General features: G+C 59.4%; 6 protein-coding genes and 1 pseudogene. 6 read left to right on the plus strand and 1 reads right to left on the minus strand.

All coding sequences use genetic code 11. From position 1 onward, the window contains the following. The first annotated feature begins 23 nt into the window (after nucleotides 1-23). Together HNO79_RS15125 and HNO79_RS17540 are read left to right on the plus strand one after the other, a co-directional pair. Nucleotides 24-635, plus strand: coding sequence for a cysteine hydrolase family protein (locus tag HNO79_RS15125; protein WP_214165769.1), 612 nt, complete (start codon nucleotides 24-26; stop codon nucleotides 633-635). Nucleotides 636-794: 159 nt separating this feature from the next. Next, a pseudogene (locus HNO79_RS17540) lies at nucleotides 795-1,103 on the plus strand (fructose bisphosphate aldolase); the annotation flags it as partial. Nucleotides 1,104-1,159: 56 nt separating this feature from the next. Here the strand turns inward: HNO79_RS17540 and HNO79_RS15135 are convergent. Then, a complete protein-coding gene (locus tag HNO79_RS15135) occupies nucleotides 1,160-2,641 on the minus strand; it encodes a sugar porter family MFS transporter (protein WP_275954931.1) in 1,482 nt (493 codons plus the stop codon). Between the two features lie 1,032 nt (nucleotides 2,642-3,673). On the opposite strand from HNO79_RS15135, the gene tkt reads away from it, so the two are divergent. The 4 genes from tkt (at nucleotide 3,674) to zwf (ending at nucleotide 11,509) form a co-directional block, all read left to right on the plus strand. After that, on the plus strand, nucleotides 3,674-5,791 hold the full coding sequence (gene tkt, locus HNO79_RS15140; protein ID WP_214165767.1) for a transketolase: 2,118 nt from the start codon (nucleotides 3,674-3,676) through the stop codon (nucleotides 5,789-5,791). Between the two features lie 92 nt (nucleotides 5,792-5,883). Further along, on the plus strand, nucleotides 5,884-8,751 hold the full coding sequence (locus tag HNO79_RS15145; protein ID WP_214165766.1) for a bifunctional transaldolase/phosoglucose isomerase: 2,868 nt from the start codon (nucleotides 5,884-5,886) through the stop codon (nucleotides 8,749-8,751). A gap of 114 nt (nucleotides 8,752-8,865) precedes the next feature. Then, nucleotides 8,866-9,867: a phosphogluconate dehydrogenase (NAD(+)-dependent, decarboxylating) gene (gnd, locus tag HNO79_RS15150; protein ID WP_048857180.1), complete on the plus strand. Its 1,002-nt coding sequence runs from the start codon at nucleotides 8,866-8,868 to the stop codon at nucleotides 9,865-9,867. Between the two features lie 109 nt (nucleotides 9,868-9,976). Further along, nucleotides 9,977-11,509, plus strand: a complete 1,533-nt coding sequence (zwf, locus tag HNO79_RS15155; RefSeq protein WP_214165765.1) for a glucose-6-phosphate dehydrogenase — start codon at nucleotides 9,977-9,979, stop codon at nucleotides 11,507-11,509. The last annotated feature ends 76 nt before the right edge of the window (nucleotides 11,510-11,585 follow it).

Consider the following 11,585-nt stretch of genomic DNA (forward strand, 5'->3'; position numbering starts at 1 on the left):
ATCCGCATGACGGAGGCGTTGACATGAGTCTGGAGCAGTTTCTTCACGGCGGCAGGTGGCTTCATGTCTGTGTTGACATGCAGAACATGTTCCGCATGAAAACGCCATGGCACGCGCCCTGGCTGGCTCATATCCTGCCCAATGTCGTCGCAATTGTCAGACAGTATCCGGACAACACCGTTTTTACACGTTTCATCCCGCCGCGACACGCTGCCGACGCACCGGGGGCGTGGCGGGCATATTACGAACACTGGCACCAGATGACGCGTGCTGAACTTGACCCTGCCCTTGTCGAACTTGTGCCGGAATTATCCGCGCTTGCGTCACCTGGTACCGTATTTGACAAAAGCAGTTATTCCGCATGGCGGTCACCGGCATTCCGTGACCATGTCCGGCGCTATGATCCGGTATCCATTGTCCTGACGGGGGGCGAGACGGATGTCTGTGTCCTGTTTACCGCGCTGGAGGCGCTGGACCGGGGGTACCGCACAGTCATCGTGTCTGACGCCGTTTATAGTTCGGTCGATGAAACCCATGATTCAACAATCGATTTTTATGCAAAAAGGTTTACCAACCAGCTTCTGACCGTCTCGGCAAAGGAACTGGGCCGCCAGATAACCGGGGCAGGTGGATAAGGCAGATATGGCAGGACGGGGTCATGGCACCTGACAATGTACTGCTGATACGCCACGCGGAAAACCTGATGAACATCTTCATGAAACCGGGATCGACGGAAATGGTCGGGATGATCCTTATTTGTTAAGCCGGCGGGGCTGGTGGCGGGCATAGGGGCTGGCCTCGTGCCCATCCTGGAACCCGAAGTCCTGATCAGGAGCCCGGACAAGGCCGGTGCGAAAGCCCTGCTGCATGATGAACTGCACTGTGGGCTGGATGCGCTGCCCGGTGACCATCAGGTGATGATCAAGGTCTCGATCCCTGAAAAGGTCGACCTTTACCTTGATCTGATCAGACACCCCGGCGTGCAGCGCGTGGTGGCGCTGTCGGGTGGTTTTACCCGCGCGATGAAGCGTGCGGGCATCTGGCGAAGAACCCACGGCATGATTGCCAGCTTCTCGTGCGCGTTGCTCGAAGACCTGCGCTATAGGCATGAAAAAAGGCTTCCGGATCATATCGGACGCCGTTTTCTGTCTGAAATCCCTCAGGGTGACGGATTGGTGGAAACCTTGCCGCCCTGCGGCAGGGTACGCGCGCCCAGATCACGCAGGGGCCAGCCCGCCAGCAGGTGGGATTCAAGATCTTCCAGCGAAACCCCTTTTGTTTCCGGCACATAAAATAACGTGATGGCGATAAACAGGGCGTTCATGCCAGAAAACAGCCAGAATGTATGGGCTTCCCCCAAAGTATCGAGCACGCTGAGGAATGTATTGCTGACCGCCCAGTTGGTTGCCCAGTTGGTAAAGGTAGAACAGACAATGCCAAAGTCACGACCCCGCAGGGGCTGGATTTCAGCGCATAATGTCCAGACCAGTGGCCCGGCGCCAATGGCAAACCCCAGCACGAACACCAGCAACGACCCCACCATGGCAATCTGGGCCACAGTGTCATGGCCGCCGTATTCAACCAGGCCACCCGCCAGCAGCATGCTGCCCGTCATGATGGCGCAGCTGAGCAGCAGGAGCGGCCGACGGCCCCAGCGGTCAACCGTCACGATCGCGACACAGGTGGCGACAAGGTTGATCAGACCGATCAGCGCCGTGGCCCAGCCAGCGGCGGACGCGCCAAAATTGGCTGCCTGAAAGACCTTGGGCGCATAATACATCAGTACATTGATGCCGGTCAGCTGCTGCATGACCTGCAGCACGATACCCAGCCCGACCGAGCGCCGGAAATTGGCATTATGGCGGAAAAACGTAAATCCCTCCGACCGGCCCCGGGTCAGTTCCGTTGCAATATCGGATATTTCCCGGTCGGCCTGCTGCGGGGTGGCGCGCAGGTAGCGCATCACCTTGCGCGCGCGCAGCCGTTCACCGCGCATCATAAGCCAGCGCGGGCTGTCAGGCAGGAACAGACAGCCGATCAGGAAGACCGTGGCAGGCACCGTCATGAGCCCCAGCATCCACCGCCAGTGCGCGCCATTCGCCAGCACGCCATCGGTAACATAAGACAGGAAAATGCCCCCCGTCATCATCAACTGGTAACACGCGATCATGGAGCCACGCTGCGCCACGGCGGAGACTTCGGATATGTAGAGGGGCGCCGTAAAGGCCGCGATCCCGACCGCGAAACCAAGGAAAATCCGGCCGAGAATGAGCATGGCAACGGAGGGGGCAAGCGCACTGATCAAGGACCCGGCAAGAAACAGGATGGATGACCCCAGCAATGCACGCCGCCGGCCAAAACGGAACGAGATCGTCCCCGCAATCAGCGATCCCACCGCCGCCGCCGCCATCATGGAGGAGACAATCCATTCCTGCGTGCGCGGTGATGCATCGAAATCCGTTCCGATAAAACGCAGCGCGCCCGCAATCACCCCGGTATCCAGCCCGAACATGAGACCGGCAAGTGCCGCCAGCACCCCCACGACCATGGCATGCCCCGGTGTGGCGACCTCGGGGGGGACTGCCTGGTTCTGTCCGGGCGCATGCGCCATGTCACGGGTCAACAGATCGTCTTCAGGCATTACGGAGTACCTTCTCGTTATTATTTATTGAAATACGCCTGTCCGGCTACATGATTTTCGTGGAAGCTACGGGATGATCCGGCCCGTTCGTGATAAAGGAGCAGGCCATTACAGACGCTGGTATGACTGCATCAATGCATATATTGCCCCGTGTAGGACAATAGATATGAAGCCGGTCGCCAACATTTTTCTGTGACCCGGATATCTAATATTTTTATATAAATAGAAGAAAATCCTGATAATGGCGGCAGGGTGCTGTCAGTCGCCACCCCAGCATTCCTCATGGTCGGTATGCCGGGCGAAAAATCCGGACCGTAATGGTAGACGTGGCATGTCATGTGCCTTGCGCATCTCAGAAATAAGTAACGGAATCGGTATTGAAAAAAGAATCGGTCGCGGTATGGAATCGATTCTCCCGACGTATTTCATGTTTACATATAATATATTCGAAAACCATAAAAATGTATTCGATTCCTATCTTGTGTTATTTTATGAAATCGTGATTTTGCACATATTTTTGTGTGCGGCGGCTGTATCCGTGCCTGTTTCAGGGCGTCCGGCCAGTCTGTGTGGCTGTGCATTCGCCCCCCTGTTTCCTGCTGTGAAATGGCAGAAAACCGTATGTTTTTGAAGATTGACATATCTTGTCACATTCCCATGACAGCATACGGAAAATGTATGGCCATACACGGAAAGAATAAATGCGTATCGAGAACTCGTGAATGAACGAGGGTGGCATTGGGGCGGGATTGGGACTTCAATGCAGGAACTGCCGCGCCAGACATGACGCACTGTTCCATATCAATAAACCGCATGACTCAATTAATTACATCCGGCCTGCGGGTTATACTGGATAGATGTCGGCGCATCGGTCCCTGTACTGTCATGGATGGCAGCAGGGTAATGGATCTCGGCACAGGTATGTAACGTACGTGGCATGCAGGCATGACCGGATGAATGTCTTCCCTTCATGCAGTTCCATGTAACGCCCGTAGCGAACAGAGCTGGCCGTGACAACGGAGGACGGTTTTCATGCGTTCATTATTTCCCTGTCCCGTATGGGCACCCGATGGTGCAGGAAATGCACGGGCGGATATGGATACCCTCTGCATCAATACAATCCGCACACTGGCTATGGATGCGGTGCAGAAAGCCAATTCGGGCCACCCGGGCACACCCATGGCGCTGGCCCCGCCAGCTTATGCCCTGTGGCGCGAAGTCCTGAATTACGATCCCGCCAATCCGCTATGGCCCAATCGTGACCGTTTCGTGCTGTCGATCGGCCATGCCTCCATGCTGCTATATGCGCTGATCTACCTGTCCGGTATCCGTGATGTGAAGGATGGACACGTGCTGGCGGACAGGCCTGCGCTCACGCTTGCGGATATCGAGCAGTTTCGCCAGCTGAACTCCCGCACACCCGGCCACCCGGAATACGGGCATACCGCAGGTGTCGAGACCACGACCGGCCCGCTGGGGCAGGGGTGTGGCAACTCGGTCGGCATGGCCATTGCGCAGAAATGGCTGGCCGTGCATTTCAATAAACCCGGCTTCGACCTGTTCACCTATCATACCTATACGTTCTGTGGTGATGGCGACAACATGGAAGGCGTGTCGAGTGAAGCGGCCTCCATCGCGGGACATCTGAAGCTGGGTAACCTGACATGGATCTATGACAGCAATCATATCTCCATCGAGGGCAATACCCGGATCGCCTTTACCGAAAGCGTGCACAGGCGCTTCGAGGCCTATGACTGGCATGTGCTGGAACTCAAGGATGCCAATGACACGGGCGATTTCCGCCGCCTGCTGGCTGAAGCAAAGGCCGAAACGTCACGGCCCACGCTGATCATTGTCCATTCCATCATCGGCTGGGGCGCGCCGCACAAGGCGGGCACGGCGGCAGCGCATGGCTCCCCGCTGGGTGTCGAGGAAATCCGCGAGACCAAGAAGTTCTATGGCTGGCCGGAAGACAGAAGCTTCTACGTGCCCGATGGCGTGCCTGAACATATGCAGCAGGGTATTGCCACGCGTGGGGCCGCCGCCAGTGCGGCGTGGTACGACATGCTGGCCCGCTATCGCACGGCGCATGCCGACCTTGCGGCGGAACTTGACCTGATTCTGGCGGGAAAGCTGCCCGAAGGCTGGGATCGCCAGATCAGCGATTTCCCTGCCGATGCGAAGGGACTGGCCTCCCGCGCCAGTTCCGCGACCGTGCTCAATCAGGTCGCGGCCAGCTATCCGTGGATGATCGGCGGGTCGGCCGACCTGTCCCCATCCACCAAGACACACCTGACATTTGACGGCGCGGGTGATTTCCAGCCTCCGCAATGGGGCGGCACCTATGGTGGGCGCAACCTGCACTTTGGCGTGCGCGAACATGCGATGGGGTCGATCTGCAACGGGCTGGCGCTGTCTTACATACGGCCCTACTGCTCCGGCTTCTTCATCTTTTCCGATTACATGAAGCCCCCCATCCGCCTTGCAGCACTTATGAAGCTGCCTGTGCTGTATATCTTCACCCATGATTCCATCGGGGTGGGGGAAGATGGTCCAACCCACCAGCCCATCGAGCAGCTGGCCCAGCTTCGCGCGACACCGGGAGTGACGCTGATCCGTCCGGCAGATGCCAATGAGGTCGCACAGGCCTGGCGCACCCTTGTCCCGCTGGCTGATCGCCCCACCGTCTTGGTGCTGACGCGCCAGAACCTGCCGACCATCTGCCGCAAGACCTATGCGCCAGCTACAGGTCTGGCAAAGGGTGCCTACGTGCTGGCCGACAGCAGCGCCGGCACACCCGATATCATCCTTATGGCGACCGGCAGCGAGGTCGGGCTGATCGTGAAGGCTTTCGATCAGCTGAAAGCTGAAGGGGTCAGGGCCCGCATCGTTTCCATGCCGTCATGGGACCTGTTCGAAGCCCAGCCACAGTCCTACCGCGACAGCGTGCTGCCGCCCGACGTCACCGCGCGCGTGGCGGTGGAACAGGCCGCGCGCCTCGGGTGGGAACGGTATGTCGGCCTGCGGGGAACGACCATCGTGATGCATACTTTCGGCGCGTCCGCCCCGGCGGGCGAACTGGAGGTCAAATTCGGCTTCACGGTGGACGCTGTCCTGGCTGCAGCGCGCAGGCAGCTTGCCGCGCGCTGATCGCACCACACCACGCATCACCGCGACGCGACAGCCGCCACGTGCCCTGCCGGGCGGCAGTCCGGTCCGCAATATAATGAAGGAAACACGCCATGACCGCGTATGACGCCGGTACCAGTGAAGCCGCCAACCCGTTAAAGCAGTTGGCCCGCTATGGTCAGTCCCCATGGCTGGATTTCATCCAGCGGTCCTATACCGAAAGTGGCCAGCTGAAAAAGCTGGTGGATGAGGACGGGCTGAAGGGTGTCACCTCCAACCCGTCCATCTTCCAGAAAGCCATGGGTCACGGCACCGATTACGATCCGCAGATCCGCCAGATCCTTGAACACCAGATCGTTGATGCCGGAACCCTGTACGAGACGCTTGCAATCCGTGATATCCGGGCCGCGGCGAAGGTGCTGCAGCCGGTTTATGAACAGACCGCGAAGGTCGATGGATATGTCAGTCTTGAGGTCTCGCCCTATCTGGCGCGTGACACCGGCGCCACCATCGCGGAAGCGCGGCGGCTGTGGCTTGCGGTGGGCGCGCCCAACCTCATGATCAAGATCCCCGGAACGGATGAAGGCGCACCCGCCGTGCAGGCTGCCATCGCCGCGGGGATCAATGTCAATGTCACGCTGCTGTTCTCGCTGAATGCGTACGCGAAGGTGGTGGAAGCCTATATCGCCGGGCTGGAAGACCGCCTTGCACGTGGGGAGAGTGTAAAGGGGATTGCAAGCGTCGCGTCCTTTTTCGTCAGCCGTATCGACGTGAAGATTGATGGGGAGATCGACGACCGCGTGGCGAAGGGTGACAGAAATGCCGCCGCCCTGAAGGCGCTGCGCGGCAAGGTGGCCATCGCCAATGCCAAGCAGGCCTATGAATACTGGCAGGGCGTGGTGAAAAGCCCGCGTTGGCAGAAACTGGCGCAGGCGGGCGCCATGCCCCAGCGCCTGCTGTGGGCCAGCACCAGCACGAAGGACAAGGCGTTTAGCGACGTGCTGTATGTCGACGGCCTGATCGGCCCCGAGACGGTCAATACCATTCCCCCCGCCACCTTCGATGATTTCCGCGATCACGGCAGGGTTGCACCGACACTGACGCAGGACGTGGCGGATGCAAACAGGGTCATAAGCGAAGCCCGCCGCCTTGGCCTTGATCTGGATGGCGTGACCCGGACCCTTGTGGACGAAGGGGTACGCGGTTTCGAGGACGCATTTGATGCCCTGCTCGGCTCGATCGCGGCCAAGCAGGCGGCGTTCCTGGGCCAGAAGGTGACGTCCACCATCCTCAACCTGCCTGCCGACCTTGAGAAGGCCGTTACGGATGAACTCGAGACATGGCGCAAGGCTGGAGATGTACGGCGCCTGTGGGCAAGGGACGCCACGCTGTGGACCGGCCATGACGAGGCCAGATGGCTGAAATGGCTGAGCATTGTCGATGATCAACTGCTTGACCTGTCAAAGTTCGAGGAATTCCAGGCTGAGGTGAAGGCGCGTGGCTTCCGCGATGCGCTGCTGCTGGGCATGGGTGGTTCCAGCCTTGGCCCGGAAGTCCTGTCGGTGACATTCGGCAGGCATGAAGGATTCCCGCACCTGTATGTGCTCGACAGCACCGACCCGCAGCAGATCCGGGATTTTCAGGACAGGATCGACATCAGCAGGACGCTGTTCATCGTCTCGTCCAAATCCGGCGGCACGCTGGAGCCGAACATCCTCAAGGCCTATTTCTTCGATCAGGCGAAAAAGGTGCTGGGCGACAAGGCCGGCTCGCACTTTATCACCGTGACCGATCCGGGTTCGCACATGGAAGACGTGGCGAAGAAGGACGGGTTCTGGAAAATCTTCTACGGCAATAAACAGATCGGTGGCCGGTATTCCGTGCTGTCCGATTTTGGCATGGTGCCTGCGGCCGTCGCCGGCCTGCCGCTGAAGCGGCTGCTGGATGCAGCCCTGCGGGGGGAGAAATCGTGCGCAGCCTCCGTCCCGCCCGCGCAGAACCCCGGCGTGGTGCTGGGGGCCGTGCTGGGTGTTGCCGCGCGGTCATTTGGCCGGGACAAGGTGACGCTGCTGGCATCGCCCGCGATATACGACATGGGTGCGTGGCTGGAACAGCTTCTGGCGGAATCAACGGGCAAGGATGGCCGCGGCCTGATTCCCATCGACGGAGAAACCGCCGGACCAGCTTCGGTGTATGGCAGGGACCGTGTGTTCATCTATCTGCGCCTGAGCGAAAAACCGTGTGAGAAGCAGGACGCCGCTTTCAGGAAGCTGATCGCAGCAGGCGAGCCGGTCGTGACGATCGAACTGCATGACCGCTACCAGATTGCCGAGGAATTCTTCCGCTGGGAATTCGCGACCGCCGTCGCCGGGTCGATCATTGGCATCAACGCCTTCAACCAGCCTGATGTCGAGGCATCAAAGATCGAGACAAAAAAGATCACCACTGCCTATAACGAAACCGGCAGGCTGCCGCCGTATGAACCCTTTGCAAAAGACGGCACGTTTGCATTTTATGCCGATCCGAAAAATGCTGCGGCGCTGAAGTCGGGCGGCACGGCAGAAGGTATCCTGAAGGCCCATTTCGCCCGTGGGAAGGCTGGCGATTACGTCGCCCTGCTGGCCTATATCGACCGTGATACGGCCACGCGTGAATGGCTCCAGTCAGTAAGGCTGTCCGTGCGCGACGGGCTGAAACTGGCCACGGCGGCTGAATTCGGGCCGCGTTTCCAGCATTCCACAGGCCAGGCGTACAAAGGCGGCCCCAACACCGGCGTGTTCCTGCAGATTACCTGTGATGACGCGGTGAACCTGCCGGTGCCGGGGGAAAAATATACCTTCAGCATCGTCAAGGAAGCACAGGCCCGTGGTGATCTGGAAGTACTGGGCGAACGTGGCCGCCGCGTGCTGCGTGTGCATATCCATGGCGATCTGAAATCCGGCCTTGAAAAACTGGCGCAGGCCATCAGCCGCGCACTCTGATCGCACACCACATCAACCCCCGTCATGGTCATTACAATGGCGGGGCCATTTTTTTACCAGCCCGAACGTGGGCTGAAGTACGGGGCATGCCCCGCCACGGGAGAAACAGGAATCATGCAGATTGGTATAGTGGGTCTGGGCAAGATGGGGGGCAACATTGCCATCCGCCTGACACGTCACGGGCACGATGTAGTGCTGTATGACCGCACGCCCACCGTTATGACCAGGGTCGCGGAACAGGCCAAGGCTGGAAAGACCATCGTGTCATCCGGGCTGAAGGACATGGTGTCAAAACTGACGGCGCAGCGTCGGATCATCTGGCTCATGCTGCCCGCAGGCCCCGTGACGGAAGGGGCGGTAAAGGAACTCGGCGCCCTGCTGGGCCGCGGAGATATCCTGATCGATGGTGGTAATTCGTTCTACAAGGACGATATCCGCCGTGCCGCGGAACTGACGAAAAAGGGCATCCATTACGTCGATGTCGGCACGTCGGGTGGCGTGTGGGGACTGGAGCGCGGGTACTGCATGATGTACGGCGGCACGAAGGACGCCACCGACCATATCGACCCGATCCTGTCGGCCCTGGCACCGGGAATTGGCAGCATCCCGCGTACGCCAAACCGTGACAGACCCGGCTTTGACCCGCGTGCCGAACAGGGTTACCTGCATTGCGGGCCGTCGGGTTCGGGCCATTTCGTGAAGATGGTCCATAATGGAATCGAATACGGCATCATGCAGGCCTTTGCCGAGGGCTTCCATGTCATGAAGTCCAAGAACTCGACCGACCTGCCCGAAGATCAGCGTTTTGAGCTGAACATGGCCGATATTGCCGAAGTCTGGCGTCGTGGCAGCGTGGTGTCGTCGTGGCTGCTGGACCTGTCGGCAAGCGCGCTTGCGGGCAACCCCGACCTGTCGAATTACAAGGGTGATGTGGCGGATTCCGGCGAGGGCCGCTGGACCATCGAGGCCGCGATTGAAGAGGCCGTGCCCGTCCCGGTCATGACCGAGGCCCTGTTCACGCGCTTCCGTTCGCGCACGGGCAACAACTTTGCCGAAAAGATGCTGTCCGCCATGCGTTTCGGCTTTGGTGGCCATATCGAAGGCACGAACAACTGATGTCGCACGGCTGATGACGCACCCGGCCGCCACTGATCACGTTGGCACGCAACGACCACGGGCGGGCGGCCCGGGTTTTACACGCTGGAAAAGTTCAGGGAGAAGCAAGATGGAGAGCATTGTCGCATCCGCGTCCTCGCAGATTGACGATACGCGACATGAAAACGTGCCGCGTCGCGGGCCACCGGGGGTATTTGTCATATTCGGTGGGGGCGGGGATCTGACGCACCGCCTTCTTGTGCCGGCACTTTACAACCTTGCCAGCGCGGGGCTGCTGGACAGCCATTTCTCCATCATTGTGGTGGACCGGGCCGATGTATCGGCGGACGACCTGCGCCAGAGCTTCCATGAGTCACTGGAAAACTTCGTCACCAGCCGCGGGACCGAAGCCGTCAGCCTGCATGATGATGTGTGGACGCGCCTGTCCTCCAGCATTGATTACGTGCGCGGTTCGTTCGAGGACGCGGCGACATACGATACCCTTGCCGGGAAAATTGGCAGCCAGAACTGTATTTTCTACCTTGCGGTGGCCGCCCGTTTCTTTGGCACAATTGTCGACCAGCTTGGCGTGTCCGGCCTTGCAAAGGAAAGCGGGAAGGTCTTCCGCCGCGTCATCATCGAAAAACCCTTTGGCAGTGACCTCGCCTCCGCCATTGCGCTGAACGAACGCCTGCTGCGCACGCTTGATGAAAGCCAGATCTACCGGATTGACCATTATCTGGGCAAGGAAACGGTGCAGAACATCCTTGCCCTGCGTTTTTCCAACGGTTTTTTCGAACCTTTGTGGAACCGCGACAATATTGACCATGTCCAGATCACCGCAGCCGAAACGGTGGGCGTGGAGCAGCGTGCGCGGTTTTATGAAAGCACGGGCGCCGTGCGCGACATGGTGCCCAACCATGTCATGCAACTGCTGGCCATGACGGCGATGGAAGCGCCCATTTCGTTTGATGCCGATGCCGTGCGTGATGAAAAGACCAAGGTGCTCAAGGCCATCCATACCGTGCAGCACCATGACGTGGTGCGCGGACAGTACGCGGCAGGCAGCATAAAGGAACAGCCCGTGGTCGGGTATCGTGATGAACCCGGCGTGGATCCCCATTCCCATACCGAAACCTATGTCGCGATGAAACTTATGATCGATAACTGGCGCTGGGCCGGGGTGCCGTTCTATGTGCGCACGGGCAAGCGTCTGGCTGCGCGGAAGACGGAAATCGCGGTGCATTTCAAGTCAGCGCCCTATGCCCTGTTCCGCGATACGCCGGTGGACAGGCTGACACCCAACATCATGTTGCTGCATATCCAGCCAACCGAAGGGGTGACACTCCAGTTTTCCGCCAAGATCCCCGGCCCCACGGTGCATCTGGGCGGTGTGCGCATGAAGTTCGATTATTCCGAGTGGTTTCACGAAGGGCCGAGCACCGGTTACGAAACGCTGCTGTACGACTGCATGATCGGGGATGCGACGCTGTTCCAGCGCGCGGATAATATCGAGGCCGGATGGCGCGTGGTCCAGCCCGTTCTGGAGTGGATGCACGCCCCCGCCGGGCTGGATTTTTACGCCGCCGGCAGCGAGGGGCCAAAGGCCGCCGATGACCTTCTGGCCCGCGACCACCGCCACTGGCTGAAAATCGGGTCCTGACGCGCACCCCAGGAAACGGACTGAAAAATGACACCCACAGGAGGGCACCCACGTGTCTGAACCCGAAATACGTCTT

The organism is Komagataeibacter oboediens (assembly GCF_018491655.1).
GTDB lineage: Bacteria > Pseudomonadota > Alphaproteobacteria > Acetobacterales > Acetobacteraceae > Komagataeibacter > Komagataeibacter oboediens.

What these genes read in the sequence shown, in the direction of transcription:
- HNO79_RS15125 (WP_214165769.1), top strand. Translation starts at nt 24, where the DNA reads ATGAGTCTGGAGCAGTTTCTTCACGGCGGCAGGTGGCTTCATGTCTGT.
- HNO79_RS15135 (WP_275954931.1), bottom strand. Translation starts at nt 2,641, where the DNA reads ATGCCTGAAGACGATCTGTTGACCCGTGACATGGCGCATGCGCCCGGA.
- tkt (WP_214165767.1), top strand. Translation starts at nt 3,674, where the DNA reads ATGCGTTCATTATTTCCCTGTCCCGTATGGGCACCCGATGGTGCAGGA.
- HNO79_RS15145 (WP_214165766.1), top strand. Translation starts at nt 5,884, where the DNA reads ATGACCGCGTATGACGCCGGTACCAGTGAAGCCGCCAACCCGTTAAAG.
- gnd (WP_048857180.1), top strand. Translation starts at nt 8,866, where the DNA reads ATGCAGATTGGTATAGTGGGTCTGGGCAAGATGGGGGGCAACATTGCC.
- zwf (WP_214165765.1), top strand. Translation starts at nt 9,977, where the DNA reads ATGGAGAGCATTGTCGCATCCGCGTCCTCGCAGATTGACGATACGCGA.